The organism is Streptomyces enissocaesilis, from assembly GCF_039533765.1.
GTDB classification, from domain to species: domain Bacteria; phylum Actinomycetota; class Actinomycetes; order Streptomycetales; family Streptomycetaceae; genus Streptomyces; species Streptomyces enissocaesilis.
This window is the reverse complement of record NZ_BAAAUD010000010.1, coordinates 14,613-39,663: the sequence shown is the minus strand read 5'-3', so window position 1 is coordinate 39,663 and position 25,051 is coordinate 14,613. Positions and strand designations below refer to the sequence as shown.

Annotated in this window: 25 protein-coding genes and 2 pseudogenes; 19 read left to right on the top strand and 8 right to left on the bottom strand. The window is 69.6% G+C overall.

Going from position 1 to position 25,051, the window contains the following annotated elements; genetic code table 11:
• The first annotated feature begins 251 nt into the window (after positions 1–251).
• The 4 genes from ABD374_RS03495 to ABD374_RS03480 all read left to right on the top strand — a co-directional run bounded on the left by ABD374_RS03495 (position 252) and on the right by ABD374_RS03480 (position 3,707).
• Positions 252–905 carry a response regulator transcription factor gene (locus ABD374_RS03495; protein WP_344490397.1) on the top strand — a complete coding sequence of 218 codons (654 nt, stop codon included), beginning with the start codon at positions 252–254 and terminating at the stop codon, positions 903–905.
• Positions 906–911: 6 nt separating this feature from the next.
• Complete coding sequence (locus tag ABD374_RS03490; protein ID WP_344490394.1) at positions 912–2,150, top strand: sensor histidine kinase; 1,239 nt, start codon at positions 912–914, stop codon at positions 2,148–2,150.
• A gap of 393 nt (positions 2,151–2,543) precedes the next feature.
• Positions 2,544–2,840 (top strand): DUF4193 domain-containing protein, encoded by a 297-nt coding sequence (locus tag ABD374_RS03485; RefSeq protein WP_028814145.1) that lies wholly within the window; start codon positions 2,544–2,546, stop codon positions 2,838–2,840.
• A 12-nt stretch (positions 2,841–2,852) separates the two neighbouring features.
• Complete coding sequence (locus ABD374_RS03480) at positions 2,853–3,707, top strand: hypothetical protein (RefSeq protein ID WP_344490391.1); 855 nt, start codon at positions 2,853–2,855, stop codon at positions 3,705–3,707.
• Positions 3,708–3,719: 12 nt separating this feature from the next.
• On the opposite strand, the gene ABD374_RS03475 is transcribed toward ABD374_RS03480, so the two are convergent.
• The gene (locus ABD374_RS03475; protein WP_344490388.1) at positions 3,720–4,178 is read right to left on the bottom strand and encodes a DUF3093 domain-containing protein; all 459 of its coding nucleotides are present in this window, start codon (positions 4,176–4,178) and stop codon (positions 3,720–3,722) included.
• A gap of 124 nt (positions 4,179–4,302) precedes the next feature.
• On the opposite strand from ABD374_RS03475, the gene ABD374_RS03470 reads away from it, so the two are divergent.
• The 11 genes and pseudogenes from ABD374_RS03470 to ABD374_RS03420 form a co-directional block, all read left to right on the top strand.
• A complete protein-coding gene (locus ABD374_RS03470; RefSeq protein WP_344490667.1) occupies positions 4,303–4,845 on the top strand; it encodes a PaaI family thioesterase in 543 nt (180 codons plus the stop codon).
• Entirely contained in the window at positions 4,842–5,357 is a 516-nt protein-coding gene (gene dut, locus ABD374_RS03465; protein ID WP_344490385.1) for a dUTP diphosphatase, read from the top strand. The genes ABD374_RS03470 and dut overlap by 4 nt, the downstream gene beginning before the upstream one ends.
• 1 nt (position 5,358) lies before the next feature.
• Positions 5,359–6,129 (top strand): DUF3710 domain-containing protein, encoded by a 771-nt coding sequence (locus ABD374_RS03460; RefSeq protein WP_344490382.1) that lies wholly within the window; start codon positions 5,359–5,361, stop codon positions 6,127–6,129.
• A 42-nt stretch (positions 6,130–6,171) separates the two neighbouring features.
• Positions 6,172–6,450, top strand: a complete 279-nt coding sequence (locus ABD374_RS03455) for a hypothetical protein (RefSeq protein ID WP_344490379.1) — start codon at positions 6,172–6,174, stop codon at positions 6,448–6,450.
• The gene (gene kdpF, locus ABD374_RS03450) at positions 6,447–6,536 is read left to right on the top strand and encodes a K(+)-transporting ATPase subunit F (protein ID WP_063789431.1); all 90 of its coding nucleotides are present in this window, start codon (positions 6,447–6,449) and stop codon (positions 6,534–6,536) included. Before ABD374_RS03455 ends, kdpF begins: the two co-directional genes overlap by 4 nt.
• An 8-nt stretch (positions 6,537–6,544) precedes the next feature.
• Positions 6,545–6,736 (top strand): annotated as a pseudogene (locus tag ABD374_RS03445) (potassium-transporting ATPase subunit KdpA); the annotation flags it as partial.
• 232 nt (positions 6,737–6,968) lie between these two features.
• A complete protein-coding gene (locus ABD374_RS03440) occupies positions 6,969–7,703 on the top strand; it encodes an ABC transporter ATP-binding protein (RefSeq protein ID WP_344490373.1) in 735 nt (244 codons plus the stop codon).
• Positions 7,704–7,878: 175 nt separating this feature from the next.
• On the top strand, positions 7,879–10,422 hold the full coding sequence (locus ABD374_RS03435) for an ATP-binding protein (protein WP_344490370.1): 2,544 nt from the start codon (positions 7,879–7,881) through the stop codon (positions 10,420–10,422).
• Between the two features lie 49 nt (positions 10,423–10,471).
• Positions 10,472–11,158 (top strand): response regulator, encoded by a 687-nt coding sequence (locus ABD374_RS03430; protein ID WP_344490367.1) that lies wholly within the window; start codon positions 10,472–10,474, stop codon positions 11,156–11,158.
• 160 nt (positions 11,159–11,318) lie between these two features.
• Positions 11,319–11,717, top strand: coding sequence for an OB-fold nucleic acid binding domain-containing protein (locus ABD374_RS03425; protein ID WP_214972983.1), 399 nt, complete (start codon positions 11,319–11,321; stop codon positions 11,715–11,717).
• A 3-nt stretch (positions 11,718–11,720) separates the two neighbouring features.
• Positions 11,721–12,470 (top strand): annotated as a pseudogene (locus ABD374_RS03420) (DUF3159 domain-containing protein); the annotation flags it as partial.
• A gap of 25 nt (positions 12,471–12,495) precedes the next feature.
• Here the strand turns inward: ABD374_RS03420 and ABD374_RS03415 are convergent.
• Positions 12,496–13,173, bottom strand: coding sequence for a potassium channel family protein (locus ABD374_RS03415; protein WP_344490359.1), 678 nt, complete (start codon positions 13,171–13,173; stop codon positions 12,496–12,498).
• Positions 13,170–13,841, bottom strand: a complete 672-nt coding sequence (locus ABD374_RS03410; RefSeq protein WP_093798603.1) for a potassium channel family protein — start codon at positions 13,839–13,841, stop codon at positions 13,170–13,172. The genes ABD374_RS03415 and ABD374_RS03410 overlap by 4 nt, the downstream gene beginning before the upstream one ends.
• A gap of 251 nt (positions 13,842–14,092) precedes the next feature.
• Between ABD374_RS03410 and ABD374_RS03405 the strand changes: the two genes are divergently transcribed.
• Positions 14,093–16,144, top strand: a complete 2,052-nt coding sequence (locus ABD374_RS03405) for an APC family permease (RefSeq protein WP_344490353.1) — start codon at positions 14,093–14,095, stop codon at positions 16,142–16,144.
• A gap of 102 nt (positions 16,145–16,246) precedes the next feature.
• Entirely contained in the window at positions 16,247–17,596 is a 1,350-nt protein-coding gene (locus ABD374_RS03400; RefSeq protein ID WP_344490350.1) for a class I SAM-dependent RNA methyltransferase, read from the top strand.
• A gap of 365 nt (positions 17,597–17,961) precedes the next feature.
• Here ABD374_RS03400 and ABD374_RS03395 read toward each other — a convergent pair whose 3' ends face one another.
• The 5 genes from ABD374_RS03395 to ABD374_RS03375 all read right to left on the bottom strand — a co-directional run bounded on the left by ABD374_RS03395 (position 17,962) and on the right by ABD374_RS03375 (position 22,318).
• On the bottom strand, positions 17,962–18,156 hold the full coding sequence (locus ABD374_RS03395) for a hypothetical protein (protein WP_344490347.1): 195 nt from the start codon (positions 18,154–18,156) through the stop codon (positions 17,962–17,964).
• 758 nt (positions 18,157–18,914) lie between these two features.
• Positions 18,915–20,114, bottom strand: coding sequence for an amidohydrolase family protein (locus tag ABD374_RS03390; protein ID WP_344490344.1), 1,200 nt, complete (start codon positions 20,112–20,114; stop codon positions 18,915–18,917).
• Between the two features lie 34 nt (positions 20,115–20,148).
• Positions 20,149–21,282, bottom strand: coding sequence for an MAB_1171c family putative transporter (locus ABD374_RS03385; RefSeq protein ID WP_344490341.1), 1,134 nt, complete (start codon positions 21,280–21,282; stop codon positions 20,149–20,151).
• Position 21,283: 1 nt separating this feature from the next.
• Positions 21,284–21,805, bottom strand: coding sequence for a hypothetical protein (locus ABD374_RS03380; protein WP_344490338.1), 522 nt, complete (start codon positions 21,803–21,805; stop codon positions 21,284–21,286).
• 78 nt (positions 21,806–21,883) lie between these two features.
• Complete coding sequence (locus ABD374_RS03375) at positions 21,884–22,318, bottom strand: helix-turn-helix domain-containing protein (protein WP_344490336.1); 435 nt, start codon at positions 22,316–22,318, stop codon at positions 21,884–21,886.
• A gap of 321 nt (positions 22,319–22,639) precedes the next feature.
• On the opposite strand from ABD374_RS03375, the gene ABD374_RS03370 reads away from it, so the two are divergent.
• Both ABD374_RS03370 and tvaA read left to right on the top strand, forming a co-directional pair.
• On the top strand, positions 22,640–23,980 hold the full coding sequence (locus tag ABD374_RS03370) for a BTAD domain-containing putative transcriptional regulator (RefSeq protein ID WP_344490333.1): 1,341 nt from the start codon (positions 22,640–22,642) through the stop codon (positions 23,978–23,980).
• Between the two features lie 589 nt (positions 23,981–24,569).
• Positions 24,570–24,833, top strand: coding sequence for a thioviridamide family RiPP peptide (gene tvaA / locus ABD374_RS03365; protein ID WP_107067984.1), 264 nt, complete (start codon positions 24,570–24,572; stop codon positions 24,831–24,833).
• The last annotated feature ends 218 nt before the right edge of the window (positions 24,834–25,051 follow it).

Sequence of the window (25,051 nt, the reverse complement as noted above, 5' to 3'; positions counted from 1 at the left end):
TGCCCCATGCAGGGCGTGATCGCGGGTGTGCAGTCGTCCTCCCCATCGTCCGTCGCGGGAAAACCCCAACTGGCCCAGGAATCATGGAAATCCCCACGCATGCCGGACCGGGTTCGCTCGTGCGGGCTCCCGGGCCCTTTCCCCGGCGTACCGCCTTACCGCCGGTTTATGGCCGAAAGGGGCAGGATGGCAGCACACAGTCAATGGGACACACCCCTGCCCGCATGGGCAGTCAGCGGAAGGAATGCGACGTGCGCGTACTCGTCGTCGAGGACGAGCAGCTGCTCGCCGATGCGGTGGCCACCGGACTGCGCCGGGAGGCCATGGCCGTCGACGTCGTGTACGACGGCGCGGCCGCCCTGGAACGTATCGGGGTGAACGACTACGACGTCGTCGTGCTCGACCGTGACCTCCCGCTGGTCCACGGTGACGACGTGTGCCGGAGGGTCGTCGAGCTCGGCATGCCCACCCGTGTGCTGATGCTCACCGCTTCCGGTGACGTCAGCGACCGCGTCGAGGGCCTGGAGATCGGCGCGGACGACTACCTCCCCAAGCCCTTCGCCTTCAGTGAGCTGACCGCGCGGGTACGGGCCCTCGGGCGCCGTACGACGGTCGCGCTGCCGCCCGTCCTGGAGCGCTCCGGCATCAAGCTCGACCCGAACCGCCGCGAGGTCTTCCGCGACGGCCAGGAGATCCAGCTGGCGCCGAAGGAGTTCGCGGTGCTGGAGGTGCTGATGCGCAGCGAGGGCGCCGTCGTGTCGGCCGAGCAGCTGCTGGAGAAGGCATGGGACGAGAACACCGACCCGTTCACCAATGTCGTGCGCGTCACGGTGATGACCCTGCGCCGCAAGCTCGGCGAGCCGCCGGTCATCGTGACGGTGCCCGGCTCCGGCTACCGGATCTGACGCGCGATGGCATCGACTCCGGCGCCGCCCGCGGCGCCGCCGAAACCGACCTGGGACCCGAGGGAGCACGAGCCCTCCTTCCCCTGGCTGCGCCCCACGATCCGGATACGGCTCACCCTGCTGTACGGCGGCATGTTCCTGATCGCCGGCATCCTGCTGCTCTCGATCATCTACCTGCTGGCGGCCCAGGCCCTCGCGGTGGGCAGCGAACTCCCCTTCAAGATCGTGAGCGGCAAGGTCGAGAGCGCGGTGTGCGGTCTGGGCCTGCCCGACAACGCTCCGCCCGAGCAGTTCAACGCGGCCATGAACGCCTGCGTCAACCACCAGCGCCAGCAGGCCCTCGACGAGCTGCTCAGCCGCTCGCTGCTCGCCCTGCTCGGGCTCAGCGTCATCGCCTTCGCCTTCGGTTACGCGATGGCGGGACGCGTCCTGTCGCCGCTCGGCAGGATCACGCGTACGGCCCGCAGGGTGGCCGGCACGGACCTGACCCGGCGGATCGAGCTGGACGGCCCCGACGACGAGCTGAAGGAGCTCGCCGACACCTTCGACGAGATGCTCGACCGCCTGGAGCGGGCCTTCACCGCCCAGCAGCGGTTCGTGGGCAACGCGTCGCACGAGCTGCGCACACCGCTCGCGATCAACAGGACGCTGCTGGAGGTCCACCTGTCCGATCCGGAGGCGCCCCCCGAGCTCCAGCAGCTCGGCAAGACGCTCCTGGCCACCAACGAGCGCAGCGAGCAGCTGGTGGAGGGCCTGCTGCTGCTGGCCCGCAGCGAGAACCAGATCATCGAGCGCAAGCCGGTGGACCTGGCCGAGGTCGCCTCGCGCGCCATCGACCAGGCGCGCGGCGAGGCGGTGGCCAAGGGCGTGGAGATCCGCGGCGAGCAGGCACCCGCCGTCGTGCAGGGCAACGGCGTACTGCTGGAGCGGATCGCCCTCAACCTGGTGCAGAACGCCGTGCGCTACAACGCCCCCGAGGACGGCTGGGTCGAGGTCACCACCGGGAGCCGGCCCGGCCAGGCGCTCCTGGTGGTCTCGAACACGGGCCCCATGGTTCCCGCGTACGAGATCGACAACCTCTTCGAGCCGTTCAGACGCCTGCGTACGGAGCGCACCGGCAGCGACAAGGGCGTGGGACTGGGCCTGTCCATCGCGCGCAGCGTCGCGAGGGCCCACGGAGGCCGTATCATCGCGGAGCCCCGTGAGGGCGGCGGTCTCGTGATGCGCGTCACCCTTCCGATCTGAGACGTTTCGTGCAGGCGTCAATCCGTTCGCTTTAAGCGGAATTTTCAAGACCTGGTCCGGAGGGGTCCGTGTGTGATCGATCACAGACTCGAATTTCCGGCCCTCCACACTCCGTGATCGCCAACTCCCCCGGAAAGCAGGGAAAAGTCCGGGTTTCCTGGGGGTGGCATCACGGGAAGTACACGGGGTGGCACCCGTGAAGTACGACATTCGGACCGTGTACGGTCCCGATCGCCATCCAAATCGACCTCTCCCGAGGAGAGCGGTTGGGTGTCGATTGAGTAACAGACCTTGATGTGAGGCAAAATCTCCGCCTCAGGTCGGGCACAAGTCCGGCCTCTCACGCGTTACGTGCGCTGAGACACCGCAACTACCCAGAGGGGGAGAGCGACAGTGGCAACGGATTACGACACCCCACGCAAGACCGATGACGACGTCGATTCCGACAGTCTTGAAGAGCTCAAGGCGCGTCGGAGCGACAAGACGGCATCGGCCGTTGACGTGGACGAATTCGAGGCGGCGGAGGGGCTTGAACTGCCCGGCGCCGACCTTTCCAACGAAGAGCTCGCCGTGCGCGTCCTGCCCAAGCAGGCCGACGAGTTCACCTGCATGAGCTGCTTCCTCGTGCACCACCGTTCCCAGCTGGCCAGGGAGAAGAACGGCCAGCCGATCTGCCGCGACTGCGACTAGGTCGGGCCGGCCGTGGCAGGCGCGACACCGTCCAGGAAGAAGCGTTTCCGGAGGAAGGATTCGCCGGAGGCGCAGCAAGACGTGAGCGCGGCCGTCGGCGCACGTGACGACGAGCGGGGCCTGACGGCCTCGCTCGAAGTGGCGGAAGGGTCCCCGGCCAGGACCCGGCGCCTGGCGGCTGTCAGGCAGGGCGTACGGAGGGGCGGCGAGAGCGCGAAGGCCGCCGTCGGCTTCCTCGCCGACCGGATCATCGAGAACGCGCCGCGCGTTCCCGTACGTGACCTGCCGACCCTGCGCAAGCAGTTCCCGGGTCTCGGCCCGGAACAGATCGCCGACAGGCTGGTGGCGGGCGCGGCCAACGGCACCTCCACGGTGGGGGCGGGAATCGGTGCGGCCGCCATGCTGCCCGTACCCCCCGCCATGCCGGCCGAGCTGGCCGCCGAGGTCACCGGCGTCGCCGCGATAGAGCTGAAGCTCATCGCGGAGCTCCACGAGGTCTACGGCATGCGGCCGCCCGGCACTCTCGCCCAGCGCAGCATCGCCTACCTCAACTCCTGGTCGCAGGAGCGGGGGATCGACGTGGCCAGTCCGGCCACGTACAGCGCCGGGCTGGGCACGCAGATGAAACGCCAGCTGCGGCAGCAGATCATGAAGCGCATGGTCCGCAACCTGCCGAACCTCATGCCGTTCATGGTCGGCGCCGCCGTCGGCGCCGTGATGAACCACCGCGACACCAGAAAGCTCGCCGACCGGATCCGCGCGGACCTGCGTCGCACCCAGATCCCCTGGGACGCGCTGCCCGAGCTGCCGCCCCTGGAGCAGCCCCCGGCCGAGCCCGGGCGGGGCCGCGAGGAGCTGGAGGGCTAGCGCGGCCCCCGCTCAGCCCGCCCGTACGGCCGCGAGAGCGGCGGCCAGGCCCTCGGGATCACGGGTCGAGAGGTAGAGGTACGGCGTCGGATCGGCCGGGTCGGCGACCTCCACGCGCAGCGCTCCCGGGATGTAGCTGCGCAGCAGCATGTGGGCGCGCGTATCCGCCTTGTGGGACCGCCAGGCGCGGGCCTCCTCGGCGTCCAGCACCTCGGCCTCGCCGAGCGCGGAGACCGGGATGCGGGCGTCGCCCGCGATCAGCGCGTCCCCGACGACCCGGATCCGCTGGGAGCCGTACGCACTCACACCTGCGGCGGCGAGCGCGCCGGCGCCGATCAGCCCGCCGAGCATCGGCAGCACGCCCAGGGGCAGCAGCATCAGCCCGCCCGCGATGCCGAGGAGCCCGGCGATGATCCACCAGGAACGGGGTGCGGTCAGGCGTTCTGCGTACTGCGGGGCTGAAGGCTGCATGAAACCAAGCTTGACACGGCGCGACCTGCGCGTACCCGCGCGGGTAAGGTCTGCGCCTGTGAGTACTGAGAACCCCCGGGAGGCGGCCCCCGGGTCCGCGGCCCTGATCCCCCCGGCCGACGCCATAGCCCCGGTCAGGCACCCCGGCGCACCACCGCCCGGAGAGCTCCTCGGCGCGCACTACGAGCACTGCTTCGGCTGCGGCGGGGGCCAGCCCCACGGGCTGCACCTCCAGGCCCGCGCCGGTGAAGGCGTACAGGTCTCGGCCGAGTTCACGGTCAAGGCCGCCCATCAGGGCGCTCCCGGACTCGCGCACGGCGGCGTACTGGCCACGGCGCTCGACGAGACGCTCGGCTCGCTGAACTGGCTGCTGCGGGTCATCGCGGTGACCGGCCGGCTGGAGACCGATTTCGTACGTCCCGTGCCGGTCGGCACCGTGCTGCACCTCGACGCCGAGGTGACCGCGGTGCACGGCCGCAAGATCTACTCCACGGCGACCGGACGGATCGGCGGCCCCGACGGGCCCGTGGCCGTCCGCGCCGACGCCCTCTTCATCGAAGTCAAGGTCGACCACTTCGTCGAGAACGGACGCCCGGAGGAGATCCGGGCGGCGATGGCCGACCCCGACCAGGCCCGGCGCGCCCGCGCCTTCGAGGTGAACCCGTGACCCGTAACCCTGTCGACGTGCTGATCCGCCGGGTCGACCCCGACGTACCGCTGCCCTCGTACGGACATCCGGGTGACGCGGGAGCCGACCTGGTCACCACGGAAGCCGCCGAGCTCGCCCCCGGCGAACGCGCGGTGCTCCCCACCGGGGTGTCTGTCGCGCTGCCCGACGGGTACGCGGCCTTCGTGCACCCGCGCTCCGGTCTCGCCGCCCGCTGCGGAGTCGCCCTCGTGAATGCCCCGGGGACGGTGGATGCCGGGTACCGTGGGGAAATCAAGGTGATCGTGGTCAATCTCGACCCGCGCGAGAGTGTGCGGTTCGAGCGCTTCGACCGGATTGCCCAACTGGTCGTCCAGCAGGTCGAGAAGGTGCGCTTCCACGAGGTCGCGGAGCTTCCCGGATCGGCGCGGGCCGAGGGGGGCTTCGGTTCCACCGGTGGTCATGCCGCCGTGGACGGCCGGACGGGTGGGAATCGATACGCATCGGTCGTATCCGACCGGGAAGGACAGTGACGTGTTCGGACGTCGCAAGAAGAGCGAATCCGCCCAGGACGTGGCGGGCGAGGCCGAGCAGGTCGTCGACGACGTCGAGCCTGACGAGGCCGCCGACGGCGACGGGTCGGTCCGCAGGGTGAACCTGCCGCCGGCGCCCCGCCCGGACGGTCCGTGGGACGTGTCCGAGGTCATGGAGCCCGGCGAGGGCCGGGTCGACCTGGGTGGAATGTTCGTGCCCGGAGTCGAGGGCATGGAACTGCGGGTCGAGGTCGCGGGTGACGCGATCGTCGCGGCGACGGTCGTGCTGCGCGACAGCGCCGTCCAGCTCCAGGCTTTCGCGGCACCCAAGAAGGAAGGCATCTGGGGCGAGGTCCGCGAGGAGATCGCGTCGGGCATCACCCAGCAGGGCGGCGTCATCGACGAGGTCGAGGGACCGCTGGGCTGGGAGCTGCGGGCCCAGGTGCCCGTACAGCTGCCGGACGGCACGGGTGGCGTGCAGATGGTGCGCTTCGTCGGTGTCGACGGGCCGCGCTGGTTCCTGCGCGGAGTGATCTCCGGCCAGGGCGCGGTGCACCCGGAGGCCGCGGGCGTGCTGGAGCACGTCTTCAAGGACACCGTGGTCGTACGGGGCGAGGGGCCGATGGCGCCGCGTGACCCGATCGTCCTCAAGCTGCCGAACGACGCGCAGATGGTGCCCGAGGGCGTCCAGCAGGAGGAGCAGGAGGGCTCGCGCTTCTCCGGCGGGATGGGCCAGCTGCAGCGTGGCCCCGAGATCACCGAGGTGCGCTGATCGTCCTGGTGCGCAGGGACTGAACCACAGCAGACGGGGCCGGTGGGCCGCACTCCCGCATCGGGGGTGCGGCCCACCGGCTTTCGCGTTCCGTTCGGATCGTTCGGATCGTTCCGTACGGATCCCGTCAACGCGGCGCCCCCGGCCGTATGGGGGGCGTCAACGGACGGCCCGGCCCGGCGGGGGAGGGGTTTCCTCGGGGGGTCAGAGAATCCGTATCGCACCCAGGAGCACCCGATGGCCGACCTGGCCTTCGCCGTCACCACACTCGCGGTCTTCGCGCTGATGGCACTCGTCGCCGAGGGGGTGGCGAAGCTGTGACTGCCGAGAACATCGTCGGGCTGGTCGTGGCCGTCTCCCTGCTGGGCTATCTCGTCCTCGCCCTCGTGTACCCGGAGCGGTTCTGAGCCCCGTCATGAGCCCTGTCCTCGCCGGCGTGCTCCAGCCCCTCGCGCTCGTCGTGGCGCTCGGCCTGGTCCACCGGCCCCTCGGCGACCACATGGCCCGCGTCTACCGCGCACCGCCCCGTCTGCGGGTGGAGAAACGGATCTGCCACGCGGTCGGCGCCGGTCCCACCGCGCGGACGCGCTGGCCCGCGTACCTGCGCGAGGCCCGCCCCGGCCTGGACGCCGGGCGGGTGGCGAAGCAGGTCGGGGACCACACCGAAGGGCGGACCCTCGGCTTCACGGGGGAGCCCCGGGCGAACGTCCCGGGGCTCGACATCGCGCTCAAGGAGCTCGTGGCCGGGGGAGCGGCCAGGGACTGACGTGACCGTTGCGGGGCCGGGCGCGCCGTGACCATACTGACGCCCGGCCGGACCACCGCACGGGGGAGTACGTATGAGCGAGAGCACCAGGGGCAGCACCGGCACGGCCGTGGCCGCCGGTCCGGCCGAGGGGCCCATGGTCGAGGTGACGGATCTGCACCACTCCTACGGCACGGGGGCGGCGGCCGTCCACGCGCTGCGCGGCGTCTCCTTCAACGTGCCGCGCGGCGAGCTCGTCGCGCTCAAGGGCCGGTCGGGCTCCGGCAAGACGACCCTGCTCAACCTGGTCGGCGGCCTCGACACCGCCGACCGGGGCCGCATCGTCGTCGACGGAACGGAACTGGCGGGCCTCGGCGAGGACGGCCTGCTCGCCCTGCGCCGCGACCGCATCGGCTTCATCTTCCAGTCCTTCGGCCTGATCCCCATCCTCACCGCCGCCGAGAACGTCGGCGTGCCCATGCGGCTGCGCAGGACCGACCCCAAGGTGCGCGAGGAGCGCGTCGAGCTGCTGCTCGCCCTCGTCGGCCTCGCCGACCACGCGGCGCAGCGTCCCGGCGAGCTCTCCGGCGGCCAGCAGCAGCGTGTCGCCATCGCCCGCGCGCTCGCCAACAAGCCGGCGCTGCTGATCGCGGACGAGCCCACCGGCCAGCTCGACGCGGAGACCGGCCTCGCCGTGATGGAGCTGCTGCGGGCGGTCGTACGGAGCGAAGGCGTCACCGCGCTGGTCGCCACGCACGACGCCCAGCTCCTGGGCCTCGCCGACCGGGTGCTCGAACTCGGCGACGGCCACCTCGTCGAGCACGTCTGAGGCCGGCACGTCCGAGGCCGGCACGTCCGAGTCCGAAGGGCGCCGGCGGGCATCAGAGTTGTGTCAATACGCACCTCTGATCCCCGCCCCCGCCCGTTCTGCCGCATTCCGGGGCTGTAGCTTCACCAGAGCCGGCCCACCGGGCCGCAGCACCTCGCTGGAAGACAATGGGGCCATGGGACGCGGCAAGCTTCGGATCTACCTCGGCGCGGCGCCGGGTGTCGGCAAGACGTACGCCATGCTCTCCGAGGCCCACCGCCGGGTCGAGCGCGGCACCGACTGCGTCGTCGCCTTCGTCGAGCACCACGACCGGCCGCGCACCGAAGTGATGCTGCGCGGCCTGGAGGGCATTCCGCGCCGCGCGATCGAGTACTGCTCCGCGGTCTTCACCGAGATGGACGTCGACGCGGTCCTCGGACGCCGTCCCGCCGTCGCCCTCGTCGACGAACTCGCCCACACCAACGTCCCCGGATCGCGCAACGCCAAGCGCTGGCAGGACGTCGAGGAACTGCTCCAGGCGGGCATCGACGTCATCTCCACGGTCAACATCCAGCACCTGGAGTCCCTCGGCGACGTCGTCGAGTCGATAACCGGCGTACGGCAGCGGGAGACCGTACCCGACGAGGTCGTCCGCCGCGCCGACCAGATCGAGCTGGTCGACATGTCGCCCCAGGCGCTGCGCCGCCGCATGGCCCACGGCAACATATACAAGCCGGACAAGCTCGACGCCGCCCTGTCCCACTACTTCCGCCCCGGCAACCTCACCGCGCTGCGCGAACTGGCGCTCCTGTGGGTGGCCGACCGCGTCGACGAGTACCTCCAGCAGTACCGCGGCGAGCACAACATCCGTTCCACCTGGCAGGCGCGCGAGCGCATCGTCGTGGGCCTCACCGGCGGACCCGAGGGCCGTACCCTCATCCGCCGCGCCTCACGCATGGCGGCCAAGGGCTCCGGCGGCGAGATCCTCGCCGTCTACGTCGCCCGCAGCGACGGGCTGACCTCGGCCTCGCCCAAGGAACTCGCCGTGCAGCGCACCCTCGTCGAGGACCTCGGCGGCACCTTCCACCACGTCATAGGCGACGACGTCCCCTCCTCGCTGCTGGAGTTCGCCCGCGGCGTCAACGCCACCCAGATCGTGCTCGGCTCCAGCCGCCGCAAGACCTGGCAGTACGTCTTCGGCCCCGGCGTCGGCGCCACCGTGGCCCGCGAGTCCGGCCCCGACCTGGACGTCCACATCGTCACCCACGACCACGTCGCCAAGGGCCGGGGCCTGCCCGTCGCCCGCGGCGCCCGCCTCGGCCGGGCCCGGATCGTCTCCGGCTGGCTGGTCGGCGTCGTCGCGCCCGTCCTGCTCTCGCTGCTGCTCACCAGCATGGAGAACGGCCCCGGGCTCGCCAACGACGTCCTGCTCTTCCTCTTCCTCACCGTCGTCGCCGCCCTGCTCGGCGGACTGCTGCCCGCGCTCGCGTCGGCCGCCGTCGGCTCGCTCCTGCTGAACTACTACTTCACGCCGCCCACCCACACCCTGACGATCAGCAACCCGAAGAACATCGTCGCCATAGTGATCTTCTTCGCGGTGGCCGTCGCGGTCGCCTCCGTGGTCGACCTGGCCGCCCGCCGCACCCACCAGGCCGCCCGGCTGCGCGCCGAGTCCGAGATCCTCTCCTTCCTCGCGGGCAGCGTCCTGCGCGGTGAGACGACCCTGGACGCCCTCCTGGAGCGGGTACGGGAGACCTTCGCCATGGACTCCGTGGCGCTGCTGGAACGCGCGAGCGACATCGACCCCTGGACCTGCGCCGCCGGCGTCGGACCCAGGCCGCTCGGCCGCCCCGAGGACGCCGACGTGGACATGCCGATCGGCGACCACATGGCACTCGCCCTCTCCGGCCGGGTGCTGCCCGCCGAGGACCGCCGGGTGCTCGGTGCCTTCGCCGCCCAGGCCGCCGTCGTACTGGACCGCCAGCGCCTGGTCGGGGAGGCCGAGGGGGCGCGCAAGCTCGCCGAGGGCAACCGCATCCGCACCGCCCTGCTCGCCGCCGTCAGCCACGACCTGCGTACACCGCTGGCCGCCATCAAGGCAGCCGTGTCGTCCCTGCGCTCCGACGACGTGGCCTGGTCGCAGACCGACGAGGCGGAACTGCTCGCGGGCATCGAGGACGGCGCGGACCGCCTGGACCACCTCGTCGGCAACCTCCTCGACATGTCCAGGCTCCAGACCGGCACCGTCACCCCGCTCATCCGCGAGACCGACCTCGACGAGGTCGTCCCGATGGCCCTCGTCGGCGTACCGGCCGAGAGCGTCGGCCTCGACATCCCGGAGACCCTGCCGATGGTGGCCGTCGACCGGGGACTCCTCGAACGCGCCGTCGCCAACATCGTCGAGAACGCCGTCAAGTACAGCCCCGGCGACGCCCCCGTCTCCGTCGCCGCGAGCGCGCTCGGCGACCGCGTCGAGCTGCGCGTCGCGGACCGCGGACCCGGCGTGCCGGACGACGGCAAGGAGCGGATCTTCGAGCCGTTCCAGCGGTACGGGGACGCCCCGCGCGGCGCCGGAGTCGGCCTCGGCCTCGCCGTCGCCCGCGGCTTCGTCGAGTCCATGGGCGGCACGCTGACCGCCGAGGACACGCCCGGGGGCGGCATGACGATGGTCCTCACCCTCAAGGCGGTCCCCGGACAGGCCCCGGCACGTCCCGGCCTTTCCGCCCGGGTCACCTCATGACCCGGGCGCCCGTGTTGTTCCGTACGTCCCGCAGAAAGGCAGGCACCACATGACCCGGGTGCTCGTGGTCGACGACGAGCCGCAGATCGTACGCGCCCTCGTGATCAACCTGAGGGCGCGCAAGTACGAGGTGGACGCGGCCCCGGACGGAGCCACCGCGCTCCGGCTCGCCGCCGCGCGCCACCCCGACGTGGTCGTCCTGGACCTCGGCCTGCCCGACATGGACGGCGTGGAGGTGATCAGGGGGCTGCGCGGCTGGACCCGCGTACCGGTCCTGGTGCTCTCCGCCCGCCACACCTCCGACGAGAAGGTCGAGGCGCTGGACGCCGGGGCCGACGACTACGTCACCAAGCCCTTCGGCATGGACGAACTCCTGGCCAGGCTCCGCGCCGCGGTCCGCAGGGCCGAACCGGCCGGCGCCGCCGGGGACGACGTGCTCGTCGACGCGGGCGGCGACTTCACCGTCGACCTGGCCGCGAAGAAGGTGCACCGCGACGGCAGGGACGTACGGCTGACGCCCACCGAATGGCACCTCCTGGAAGTGCTCGTACGGAACACGGGCCGCCTGGTCAGCCAGAAGCAGCTCCTCCAGGAGGTCTGGGGCCCTTCGTACGGCACCGAGACCAACTACCTGCGGGTCTACATGGCGCAGCTGCGCCGCAAACTGGAGGCGGACCCCTCGCACCCCCGGCACTTCGTCACCGAGCCCGGCATGGGATACCGCTTCGAGCGGTGATGCGGGTCCGGTCCGGTGCGCCGCGGAGCCGGTCCGGCGTGACCCGGGGCCGGTCCGGTGCCCTGCGGGGCCGGTCCGGTGCTCTGCGGGGCTGTTCCGGTGCGCTGCCGGGCTGTTCGGGTGTGATCCGGGCGGGCCCGCTCCCCGGTACCCTTCGGGTATGAGTGCCGTACCACGTTCGGAGAAGCCCGCCGGCCGGTTCCGCCGGATGCTCGACCGGCTTTCCACCTCGCAGGAGGACCTGCACTCCGCGGAGCTCCAGGAGGACGCCCAGGCCGCGGGGTGCTCACGCATCTGCGACTGCGACGACCGCCAGGTGGTGAAGGTGACCGGTACCCTGCGCACGGTCACCCTGCGTCCCCGGGCCGGTGTGCCCGCCCTGGAGGCGGAGCTGTTCGACGGCACCGCGCCACTGGACGTGGTGTGGCTGGGCCGGCGTTCCATCGTGGGCATAGAACCGGGCCGCAGGCTCATCGCCTCGGGCCGGATCTCCATGAGCCACGGCCGCCGGGTGCTCTTCAATCCCAAATACGAACTCCGACCGCTCGGACAGGAGTAGCCGGTGACGTCTCTCGACAAGCCGACCGCGACGGATCACGACAGCGCAGCAGCCGCTCAGGACGCTCAGGACGTCCAGAGCGCCCAGGACGCGAAGGCCGTCACGGAGGCCGCCCTCTTCGAGGCCTTCGGCGGCCTCAGGGGCATGGTGGAGACCGTGCTCCCCGGTCTGCTGTTCGTGACCATCTTCACGATCAACAAGGACCTGCACGTCTCGGCCATCGCCGCCCTCGCGGTGTCCTTGCTGCTCGTCGCCGTACGGCTGATCCGCCGGGACACCGTCAAGCACGCCTTCAGCGGGGTCTTCGGAGTCGCCTTCGGCGTCGTCTTCGCGATGATGACCGGCAACGCCAAGGACTTCTACCTGCCGGGCATGATCTACACCCTGGGCCTGGCCCTCGCGTACATCGTGACCACGCTCGCGGGCGTCCCGCTGATCGGCCTGATCCTCGGCCCGATCTTCAAGGAGAACCTCTCCTGGCGGACGCGCAACCCCGGACGCAAGAAGGCGTACGCCAAGGCGAGCTGGGCCTGGGGCCTGATCCTGCTCGGCAAGTGCGCGATCCTCTTCCCGCTGTACTGGTGGGCGGACACCACCCAGCTCGGCTGGGTCCTGATCGCGCTGAAGATCCCGCCGTTCCTGCTCGCGGTCTACCTGACCTGGATCTTCCTGGCGAAGGCGCCGCCGCCCATCGACGTGTTCGCCGAGATGGAGGCGCAGGAGAGGGCCGAGAAGGAGCGCGCGGNGGCCGCGGCCCCCACTCTCGTACGTACGGCCGTCAGCCCGTCGTGTCCGCCTTGCGGACCGACAGCAGGTCCTCCAGCTGCTCCTCGCGCGCCTGAGCGGCCACGAACAGCAGCTCGTCGCCCGCCTCCAGGGTCTCCTCCTGGCTCGGCGTGAGCACGCGCGTACCGCGGATGATGGTGACCAGCGAGGTGTCCTCGGGCCAGTCCACGTCCCCGACCTGCGTGCCGGCCAGCGCCGACTCGGGCGGCAGCGTCAGCTCGACGAGGTTGGCGTCGCCGTGGCTGAAGCGCAGCAGCCGTACGAGATCGCCGACGCTCACCGCCTCCTCGACCAGCGCCGACATCAGACGCGGCGTGGAGACCGCGACGTCGACGCCCCATGCCTCGGTGAACAGCCACTCGTTCTTGGGGTTGTTGACGCGGGCGACGACGCGCGGCACCCCGTACTCGGTCTTCGCGAGCAGCGAGACGACCAGATTGACCTTGTCGTCACCGGTCGCCGCGATCACCACGTTGCAGCGCTGGAGCGCCGCCTCGTCGAGCGAGGTGATCTCGCAGGCGTCGGCCAGCAGCCACTCGGCGAGCGGCACCCGCTCCACCGAGATGGCGGTCGGCGCCTTGTCGATGAGCAGGATCTCGTGACCGTTCTCCAGCAGCTCGCCCGCGATGGAACGGCCCACCGCGCCGGCACCGGCAATAGCGACCCTCATGCGTGACCGCCTTCCTCGGGACCCTGCGAGCAGGCCGCCTCGACCTTCGCGATCTCTTCCGTACGCATCATCACGTGGACGAGGTCGCCCTCCTGGAGCACGGTCTGGGACGTCGGCAGTACGGCCTCGCCCAGCCGGGTGAGGAACGCGACGCGCACGCCCGTCTCCTCCTGGAGCCGGCTGATCTTGTGCCCGATCCAGGCGGGAGAGGTGTGCACCTCGGCGAGCTGCACACCTCCGCTCGGGTCGCGCCACAGCGGCTCCGCCCCGGACGGCAGCAGCCGCCGCATCATCTGGTCGGCGGTCCAGCGGACCGTGGCGACGGTGGGGATGCCCAGGCGCTGGTAGACCTCGGCGCGGCGCGGGTCGTAGATGCGGGCCGCGACGTTCTCGATCGCGAACATCTCGCGGGCCACCCGGGCCGCGATGATGTTGGAGTTGTCGCCGCTGCTCACCGCCGCGAACGCGCCGGCCTCCTCGATGCCGGCCTCGCGGAGGGTGTCCTGGTCGAAGCCGACCCCGGTGACCCTGCGGCCCCCGAAACCGGACCCCAGGCGGCGGAAGGCCGTGGGGTCGCGGTCGATCACCGCGACCGTGTGCCCCTGTTGCTCCAGGGTCTGCGCGAGAGCGGCTCCCACTCGCCCGCAGCCCATGATGACGACGTGCATCGTCCCGTTACCCCGCACTCCTGGTCGCCCCGCCGGCCTGCACAAACACCCTGCTCACATCTTCCTTCTCGGCTCACCGGGGGTGGCACGGGGCAAAGTGCCCGGTACTGCCTCGCCCCTGTCTCCGTCCACCGTAGCGTCAACCCCGAACGTGCCATCGATCACGTCCGGCATGAGCCGCCCGTTCAGGTTCCGTAAAAGTGGGGGTGGTGGTTGGGCGGTGTCCTTTTCGAACGCTTACGATCCTCTGCGTGTCCAAACTGACCGACGTGCCCAAACGGATCCTGATCGGCCGGGCGCTGCGCAGCGACAGGCTGGGAGAAACACTCCTGCCCAAGCGCATCGCACTTCCCGTCTTCGCCTCCGACCCGCTCTCGTCCGTGGCGTACGCACCGGGAGAAGTGCTTCTCGTGCTCTCCATCGCGGGCGTGTCGGCGTACCACTTCAGCCCGTGGATCGCCGTCGCGGTCGTGGTGCTGATGTTCACGGTGGTGGCCTCGTACCGCCAGAACGTGCACGCCTACCCGAGCGGCGGCGGTGACTACGAGGTCGCCAACACCAACCTCGGCCCCAAGGCGGGACTGACCGTCGCCAGTGCCCTGCTCGTCGACTACGTCCTCACCGTCGCCGTGTCGATCTCCTCCGGGGTGGAGAACCTCGGCTCCGCGATCCACTTCGTCGTCGAGCACAAGGTGGCGTGCGCCATCGGCATCATCGTGCTGCTGACGCTCATGAACCTGCGCGGTGTGAAGGAGTCGGGCAAGCTCTTCGCCATCCCCACGTACGTCTTCGTGGCGGGCGTCTTCATTATGATTGCCTGGGGCACCTATCGCGGAATGGTCATGGGCGACACCATGCACGCCCCGACCTCCGACTTCGAGATCAAGCCCGAGCACGAGGGCCTGGCCGGCTTCGCCCTGGTCTTCCTGCTGCTGCGCGCCTTCTCCTCCGGCTGCGCGGCGCTCACCGGCGTCGAGGCGATCAGCAACGGCGTGCCCGCGTTCCGCAAGCCCAAGAGCAAGAACGCCGCCTCCACGCTCGCCCTGATGGGCGCGCTGGCCGTCACCATGTTCTGCGGGATCATCGGCCTCGCCATGGCCACCGACGTGAAGATGGCGGAGTTCCCGGCCAAGGACCTCATCCACGACGGCGTCGCCGTCGGCCCGGACTACGTCCAGGACCCGGTGATCTCCCAGGTCGCGGCCGCCGTCTTCGGCGACGGAACGTTCTTCTTCGTACTGCTCGCGGCGGCCACCGCGCTCGTCCTCTTCCTGGCCGCGAACACGGCGTACAACGGCTTCCCGCTGCTCGGCTCGATCCTCGCGCAGGACCGCTACCTCCCGCGCCAGCTGCACACCCGCGGCGACCGCCTCGCCTTCTCCAACGGCATCGTGCTGCTCGCGGGCGCGGCCGTCCTGCTCGTCTGGATCTACGAAGCCGACTCGACCCGGCTCATCCAGCTCTACATCGTCGGCGTCTTCGTCTCCTTCACGCTCAGCCAGATCGGCATGGTGCGGCACTGGAACCGCCACCTGCGGACCGAGAAGGACCCGGCCGCGCGCCGCCGCATGATCCGCTCCCGCGCGATCAACGCCTTCGGCGCGTTCTTCACGGGTCTGGTGCTCGTCGTCGTACTGGCCACCAAGTTCACGCACGGCGCGTGGGTCGCGCTGCTCGGCATGGTGATCTTCTACGGGACGATGACCGCGATCCGCAAGCACTACGACCGCGTCGCCGAGGAGATCGCCGCCGACGAGGGGCCCTCCGACGACAGCGTCCGCCCGTCCCGCGTCCACTCCATCGTCCTGGTCTCCAAGGTCCACAAGCCGACGCTGAGGGCCCTGGCGTTCGCCAAGCTGACGCGCTCGGACAAGCTGGAGGCGCTGAGCATCAGCGTCGACCCGGCCGAGACGAAGGCGCTCAAGGAGGAGTGGGAACGGCGCGGCATCAACGTGCCGCTGAAGATCCTCGACTCGCCGTACCGCGAGATCACACGGCCGATCATCGACTACGTGAAGAGCCTGCGGCGCGAGAGCCCGAGGGACGCGATCAGCGTCTACATCCCGGAGTACGTGGTCGGGCACTGGTACGAGCACCTGCTGCACAACCAGAGCGCGCTGCGGCTCAAGGGCCGGCTGCTGTTCACGCCGGGTGTGATGGTGACCTCGGTGCCGTACCAGCTGCGGTCCTCCGAACTTGCGAAGGAACGGGCGAAGAAGCGCCAGGAGTGGAACCCGCCGGGCGCGGTGCGCCGGGGCCCGGTGGACGACCGCCGCACCAAGGAGCCCAGCGGCAAGCGCTGACACCGCCCCCGGCTTCGCTGTGGTGAACGGCCGGACGACTCCCACGTAGACTGGTGGGCTGTTGTCCGGCCGTACCCCTTTGATCTCTGGAGTCACCCCGTCATGCAGTCAGAATCCAAGGAATCCAAGGAAACGGCCGACCAGTCCCTGGTCGGGACCGAGTACGAGGTCGAGGTCGGCCCCGTGGCCCACGGCGGCCACTGCATCGCCCGCACCGACGAGGGCCGGGTGCTGTTCGTACGGCACGCGCTGCCCGGCGAGAAGGTCCGCGCCCGCGTGACGGACGGCGGGGAGACCTCCCGCTACCTGCGCGCCGACGCGGTCGAGGTCATGGAGGCGTCCAAGGACCGCATCGAGGCCCCCTGCCCGTACGCCGGACCCGGCAAGTGCGGCGGCTGCGACTGGCAGCACGCCAAGCCGGGCGCGCAGCGGCGGCTCAAGGGCGAGGTCGTCGCCGAGCAGCTCATGCGCCTCGCGGGCCTCACCCCGGAGGAGGCGGGCTGGGACGGCACCGTCATGCCGGCGGAGGGCGACAAGCTGCCCCAGGGCGAGGTGCCCGCGTGGCGCACGCGCGTGCAGTACGCCATCGACGCCGAGGGCCGCGCCGGACTGCGCAAGCACCGCTCGCACGAGGTCCAGCCCATCGACCACTGCATGATCGCCGCACCGGGCGTCAGCGAACTCGGCATCGAGCAGCAGGACTGGCCCCAGATGGCATCGGTCGAGGCGATCGCCGCCACCGGCTCCGGCGACCGCCAGGTCGTCCTCACCCCGCGTCCCGGCGGTCGCCTCCCCCTCGTCGAGCTGGACAAGCCGGTCTCGGTCCTGCGCGTGGAGGAGAAGGACGGCGGAGTGCACCGGGTGCACGGCCGCGCCTTCGTGCGCGAGCGGGCGGACGGCCGTACGTACCGCGTCGGCATGGGCGGCTTCTGGCAGGTCCACCCGCAGGCCGCGGACACCCTGATGCGTGTCGTCATGCAGGGCCTGCTGCCGCGCAAGGGCGACTCGGCCCTCGACCTCTACTGCGGGGTCGGCCTCTTCGCGGGTGCGATCGCCGACCGGGTGGGCGACCAGGGCGCGGTGCTCGGCATCGAGACGAGCAAGCGCGCGGTGGAGGACGCCCGCCACAACCTCCAGGGCTTCGAGCGGGTCCGCATCGAGCAGGGCAAGGTCGAACAGGTCCTGCCGCGCACCGGAATCACGGACGTCGACCTGATCGTCCTGGACCCGCCCCGCGCGGGAGCCGGCAAGCAGACGGTCAAGCACCTGGCCACCCTGGGCGCCCGCCGCATCGCGTACGTGGCCTGCGACCCGGCGGCGCTGGCCCGGGACCTGGCGTACTTCGCGGACAACGGCTACAAGGTGCGGACGCTGCGCGCGTTCGACCTGTTCCCGATGACGCATCACGTGGAGTGCGTCGCCATCCTCGAACCGGTCAAGAAGGACGTCTGACCTGCAGCTTTGCGGGTGCGCGGTAGGTGCGCTGTGGGCGTTAAGGGCGATATCTTGACGCTGATTCGACGCTCGTGACGCTCAAATGACGCTCGACCGGCCTGTTTTCCGATGCTGCGTCAGCGCTGTGGAGTCGTCTCCTGGAGCAGGCCGGGCGCCCCGTCGGGGCGCCCTCGCCGCCACCGGGGGCGGCCTTCTGGATGCGGTGGAGGTGCCGGACGCGGGCCTTGGCGGAGCGAAGCCACAGCCGTTCGATGGTCACGCTCCGTAGCGAATTGCGGTGCGGCCGCAGGTGATGGTCCTTGCCTCCGCGGACCAAGGGAGGCGCCGGCCGGAGAGTGTGAGGTGGACGCAAGCAGCGCTGGTCACCGTTGAACGACCGTCAGCGAGAGCTCTTGCGGCGGCTGGATGCCGGTGAGGGGTCGGGCTTGGCGTCGGCGGAACGGCTCTCCGCGTATGTGCTGCGCGACCGAGGACTGCTGGTTGTTGTACGCCGTGACGGGGCAGTGCGGGCCGCGGTCACCGAGGCCGGGGAGTTCCATCTGGAGCACGGCCACCATCCTGAGGATCCGCGGTATGCCGCCGCGCCTAGGGAGGGCACCAAGAAGATGCCCGTGCCGTACTCGCAGCAGGCTGTGGCCGCCCGGGCGCGGCGGCCCCAGGCGGCGGAACTGATCGAACGGCTCGTGGCTGAACGGCGGGTGGTCATCCCGGAGCCCGACGAGGCGACGGAATCCGAATACAGCCGGGCCATCGACTACGCGAAGCGGCACGACCTCACGCCGCTGGGGAAGCGCATCGAGAGGCTCCGCCTGTGGAACCGCGACCTTCAGATCACCCTCGAGGACGGGCCGCATCACAACGCGAAGAGCGCGAGACCGGAGAGTGCGCCGCTCGTCCCTGTGCCCGTCCGACTGCGGCCCCTTCACCCGGTGGTGGCTGCTCTCAAGGAAGACCGGCGCCCGTGGCCTCCAGCGCCCGCCGGACCGGGCCGCCGCAGGCAGCTCGTCGCCGGGGTACAGCGAAGGGCCAGTGGACCGCAGCGGCCGGTGGGACCATGGCTGGCCGCGGCGGTCGATGAGGCCCTGCTCGGGCTCGGCGAGGACATCACCAAGGTCAAGAACCAGCCCCCCCCACGGCCTACCAGCGGATGCAGAACTATACGTGCCTGTGCCCACCGAAGAGGGGCAAGCTGCTGTCTACCTGAAGGCCGACCGGCGGAGGTCGACCTCCTGCCCGGCTTCGCTCGGGACGTGACAGGGCTCGGCCACCAGGGCACCGGCCACGTCGGCTCCACCATCCGTCCTTCGACGGTCGGTCATCGGCGCTTCGTGGGCGGGGTGTGTGGGCGGCCAGCGGACATGACCAGGCGGACGTCGCGGAGGTCGGCGAGGTTGGTGAGGGGGTCACCAGTGACCGCGAGGAGGTCGGCGCGGTAGCCGGGGGAGAGGCGGCCGGTATCGGAGGCGATGCCCAAGGCCAAGGCGGCTTCGACCGTGGCCGAGTCGATGGCCTCGGCGGGGGAGAGGCCGATGTGGCGGAAGAACTCCAGGCTGGAGACAAAGCCGTTGAATACGGCGTGGGTGACGCCCGCGTCGGTGCCCGCGATGAGACGGACTCCCTGGTCGGCCATCCAGCGCAGGCGGTTGAACATTTCCTCGGCCCGCTCGGGGCCGAACCGCTGGGCGAAGCCGCGCCAGTCGGGGCTCGCCGCCGGGCACACCCCGATCTCCTTCGCCACGATCTCCGCGACGAGATCGTGCCGTACGTCGAAACCGTCCTGCGCCATCCAAGTGCAGTGCTCCAAGGTAGTGACGCCGGCCGCGACTGCGGCCTCGATGCCCTCGGTGCCGTGCGCGTGGGCCGCCACGGGCAACCCGGCCTGGCGTGCCTCGGCCACCACCAAGCGCAGCTCGGCGGTGGTGAACTGGGCCTGCCAGATCGGCGGACCGCCCTTGGTGATGCCGCCGCCGGTGGCCATCACTTTGATCACATCGACGCCGTCCTGGGCGTTGCGCCGGACGAGCTCGCGCAGGGCGGCCTCACCGTCCACCTCGCCGCCGAAGAACCAGCAATGGCCACCCGGGCGGGTCAGGGGGGTGCCGGCGCTGAGGATGCGCGGGCCTAGTACTCCGTCGTGTGCGATTGAGTCGCGCAGGCGCAGAGCCAGGCCGTTGCGATCGCCGAGGTCCCGTACCGTTGTCACACCCGATTCGAGCAACTGCTGGGCCCGCTCGGCCATCCCAATCAGCAGATCGGCGTCATCCGTGTCCAGCAGTGCCGTCACGGGATCCGGTCCCGCGTCGAGTGCGAGGTGGACATGGCAGTCGATCAGGCCCGGAAGGAGCGTGCCGTTGGGGAATGCCATGGTCGTGGCCTCCGGCGAGGCCAGGACTTCGATGTCGGGCCGCGGGCCCACGCCGACGATTCTTTCGCCTCGGACGAGTACGGCGCCGTCCCGTAGCCGCTGACCGCCGGGGCCCGTCACGACCTGCCTGGCGAAGATCAGGTATTCCATGGAGTGTCACCTTCGTGTATGTCGCTTCGAAACTTCAGTCGGCGGGGCGGGAGGCCCTGAGCGCGTCGGAGAGGAGGACGAGCTGGCATACGTCGTCGTCGAGGTCGTCCCCTTGGGGCAGGGCGATTGCGACCACGCCTGAGGGGGCCTGCGCCCCGGCTGTGTACGCCTTCAGGGCGCGATTTAAGTGGTCGGCGATCACCCCGGGTGGCAGGTGCTCGACTGGCCCCGCCTCCTTGAGCTGCGCGAGGTACGGACTGAGTCGTACGAGGCCGTCGCGGCATTCGATCACTCTGCGGTAATACCGGTGGTGCAGGCCCTGGGGAGTGAGCCGACTGCGCCATCCGTCGGACGGCGCCCGGTGCAGGGCGTTCTCGGGGAACGCCTGGTTCAGGGCCACCCACAGCGGGGTGAGCCGGCGGTGCGTGCGCTGGTGCCGCCACCGGAGGCGGAGCGAAGCCATTCGGCTCGCGGCTCCCGGATAGATGACGCCGACGACGAACAGCGGGATCGCCAGGTCCAGCAGCAGCTTGACTCCGGTGATCACAGCCGCTGGCACGGTGCCGTCGAACGCGCGGACCACGACGAGAACTCCGCGGAGGGCGTCGGCCCCGACCATGCATGCCAGCGAAACGGCGACCAGGCGTAGTCCGACGACCAGCGAGCCACGGGAGACCTGGATGTATCTCAGGGTCCACCGCAGCGCCATCGCGAGCGCATACGCCAGGTAGGTCCCGGCTGCCAGGTAGAAGACGGCGATACTCGCCACCTGCATGTTCGCCGTCGCGTAGACATGGCCGCGCTCGCTGCGTGGGGTCGCGAGCGTCGCCGCCGTGATCACGACTGCGGTGATGGCAAGCGGGATGAGTTCGATCCGGGCGCGTCGGCGGCCTGTGCGTGGATCCGACGCCGATTGCAGGTAGAAGCACATCAGCCAGTACACGGTGCCGAGCAGCAGGATGTTCTGAATCAGCTTCGCCGTACCCGCGCCCACCATGCCGTCGACGTTGTCGGCGACGCTCCGCAGCCCCATAGGGAAGGACAGTGAAGCGCAGACGATGCAGTAGGTAACGGCCCGGAGCGGCCGGTCGTGCGGAGCCCTGGCGATCTGGTGGGTCATACGCACGAGGGCGAGGAGAAGCACTGCGCCGAGCAGGAAGGCCAGCATGTCACAGCCACCCGTGCCGCTCGGTCAGAGCTGTTTGGATGCGACGGGCTGTGGAGTCTTGAGGGACCGGCTGGGCAACGGTGTTCAAGATGCATGCCCATTCGAGGATGATGCTGGCTATCATCTCGGCCTCGTGCTCGTGTTCCTCGTCGTATGAAGTGCGTCCCAAGAGCCGTTTGACCACGTCGAGCGAGATACTCGGCGTGATCGCGCCAAGCAGTGCATCGTCCAACCCGCCGCTCTGGTGGTCGGCCAGGATGTGCCCGATCTCGTGCACGATGATGTGGTTCTGGTGGGGCTTGCTGGTTTCCTGCTGGTAGAAGATGTAGTCGGTGGTGTCGGTGGCGATCCACAGTCCGTATGGGCCGTGCGCTGGCAGCCTGTAGGGGACGAGCTGTATGGGGCGGTTGCGGCGCTCCCCCAGAAGCCTGCACAGGACCGTGACGTTCAGCGGTGGCTGGACCCCCAGCGACCTGAGTTCACGTTTGCAGCGCCGCCGTAACTCTCGACCTTTCAGCAGCATTCGCTTCCTCCCCCGTGCCTCACGGCCGCATGCCTTCATGCAACATGAGTCGGCTTCGGACAGACAGGGGGAATCAGGTCATGATCGTGGCTCGTCCTTCGGCAGGCCCTCCAGAGCCCTGACGTGCTCGATGAGTTCGCCGATCGAGTTCAGGCTCGCGGAGGAGAGGCCGGCGGCCCGCAAAGCGACGTGCTGGACGTTGGAGTCGCGCAACGCGGCGAGGAGGGCGAGTTGCGTGTGGACTTCTGATGCGACCTGGTCGTTGAAGAAGTAGGCCGGAGGAACTCCGAAGAACTTCGCTATTCCTTCGAGGTGCTTGAGCGTCGGATTGTCGCGCTGCCCCTTGCGGAGCAGCCAGATGTAGCTTCCGGAGATGGGTATGCCGGCCTCCGAAATGGCCCGGGCGACCTCTTCGGTGTTGAAAGGCTGACGACCGCCCTGCACCACCGTTTCGAACAGATGATTGATCTTGTCGGCGAGGCTGAGCCGCGCTCCGCCGTCCGTCTCGGCCAAGGCCGCACCTCCCTGTCTCGGGGGCAATCTACCGGTATTGACCGTGATCGTCGATGGCGGGTGGCACGTTGACACGGGTTGGGCCAGAGGCTGTTGACAGGGGTCGGGCCAGAGGCTAGCGTCCCCGTCCAGATTGAAGTTCGACTCATGTTGGACACAATTCACTTTAGTCCAACCTGAGTTGGCGCAGACAACTCGACGCTGTCGAGACGGCCTCCACGCTCGGACGAGAGAAGGCATGGAACTTCGCGTGCTCGGACGGATTGAAGCGCTGAACGACGGCCGGGCGCCCGGTCGCTCGGCGGGATGCGGCCCAGAACCTTGCTGGCGACACTGGTGATCGCCGGCGAGCGCAGGCTGGCTGCACATGAGATCCACCAGGTGTTATGGGGAACCGCTCCGCCTGTGACCGTGCGCGCCCAGGTGCACACGTACGTCTACGCGGCCGGGGGCATCGCCCAGGCCGCCGAGCTGTTCACGGATGCCCTCGGACAGTGGCGCGGGCCGGCCCTCATTGGTGCAACGGAGTTCCTGGAGGCGTCAGAGGCACCCCGGCTCGAGGGACTCCGGATGCCCGTGCTGGAGGAGAAGGCGGCCGCCGACCCTTCTCTCGGCCCTGTCCGGAGGGTTGTCGAAGAACTCGCCCCATGTATGCCGCTGTTCCCCTTCCGCGAGGGGCTGAGATCCCTGCCGATGACCGCACTCTCTCAGTGTGGCCGACAGGCCGAGGCCATCACCCTCTACCACGAGGGCCGGTCGGTCCTGGCCGAACACCTCACTGTGGATCCGGGAGACGAACTGAACAGTACTTTCCAGTCTCTGCTCGCTGGCACCCTCATCGCCCGCCCGACGCTTCCCGAGGGCGCGGACACTGCAGTCCGACCCGAGGCTGTGTCCTCTCGTGAAGAGGCGTACACGGCGCTGCCCCCCGACCTCGTGGACCTTACCGGTCGGCATGCCGAACTGCGTCGGCTCAGGGAATGGCTGAAGCCCGCACCGGACGGCACCGGTTGCGCCGGGCCCGTCGTGGTCACCGGCCTGGCCGGCAGCGGCAAGACCGTACTGGCCGTGCGGGCCGGGTACGGGATCGCTCCGGCCTACCCCGACGGCACGTTGTTCGTCCGCGGCCGTGACACCTCGGGATACCGGCGTCCGCCGGCCGACATCGCCGGAGACCTGCTGAGAGGGCTGGGTGAACGGGTGGCCCCGACGGCGGGGTCGGAAGAGCGCGTGTGGCGATTACGGACCCGGCTCACTCAGAGCCGCTGCCTTGTCATTCTGGACGATGCCGCCGATGAGGCACAGGTGCACGCCTTGGTCCCGGGCAGCGGGCGGACCCAGTTTCTGATCACCGGACGACCGAGGTTCGCTACCTTGCCCAGGGTGCGCGTCGTGGCCCTGGGCGGCCTCCAACTGTGCGAAGCGATGGACCTGCTCAACGGGATCACGTCCGGCGTGGGTGTCTCCACGGACGACGCTGAGCGGTTGGTCCGCCTGTGCGATGGGCACCCCGCCGCCATGCGCGCCGTGGCGGCCCAGCTGATCGCCAAGCCGCACTGGACGCCGGCCTACCTCGCTGACCGATTGGCCGACCCGTGCAGAGACACCCTCGGCCTGCTGCGCGCCAAGGTCGAGCCGACAGCTTTCTCTTTACTGAACTGAAGGGGGATGCGGTTATGAGTACTGCGAGCCAATTCGGCCGGACGTAGGAAAACTCAGAGGCATGTCACCAGCAGCTATGGAGTCTCGCGCGGCAAGGCAAGGCTTGATAGTTTCGATCAGCCCGACGGCCCCCTACCGAAAGGGCCTGGCATGTGATTGCCTTCAAGTAGAGATCGCATCACGGGGGGATTCTGACAACTTTCACGGCAGGTGGATATTCCGACGTTCAACCACACCGGCGCCTCGCAGCCCCATGGCACCGGCCCGCAAGGCGCTGACGAGATGGAGCTTCGCCGGTTTCACCTGAGTCCCTGAATCGCCCATCGTAGGCGAACGGTCGGCGTGAACCGCCAAGGATCTTCCTCTCCTGTATAAGTCCAACATTCACCGAGTCCAGCATCCCAATTACCCGTCAGAGTCGCCTGCCGGAAAATATCGGTGGGTAATTTCCCATGCGTGAAAATGGGTCTCGAATGAACAGAAACGGAATATCCGAAACCCGTTGACAGGTCGATCGTAAATTTGTTCAGATTGCTATCGCCCATTCGATTCCCCTCTCGCTCGGTAGGGGATGAAGTAGGAGGATCAAATGTCTGAAGCAATGGTTTCCGCAGTTGACGAGACTGCGTTTGCCGACCTCGTCAGCAAGATCCAGGACGCCGAGGCGTCGATGACGGACGAGCAGCGCGCCATCATCGACCCTGCGTCCGGCGAGAAGGCCCTGGAGGAGCTCGCCGGCGTCAGTCCGGAGGAACTGCAGGCCTTCCTCGAGGAGAAGGCGGGCATCTCGCCCGACGAAGAGGCGCAGGGAAGCGTGATGGCGGCCGCCGCCACCGTGGCCTTCCACTGTTAATCTGAATCGTCCACGTCATGATCACTAGCGCTTCGCACGGCCGGTCCGACACTGCATCGTCAGGGGTTGGGCGGGTGGGCAGCAACACGTCTTCGCCTTGGTTCGGAGCGCTGCCGAACGAGTCCGGGCCTGAATCGGCCCGGACTCGTTCTTGGCTCGCTTCGCTCGGTATCAAACGAGGCCCCATTGAGCGGACCCAGACCTTCACGGCACGCAAC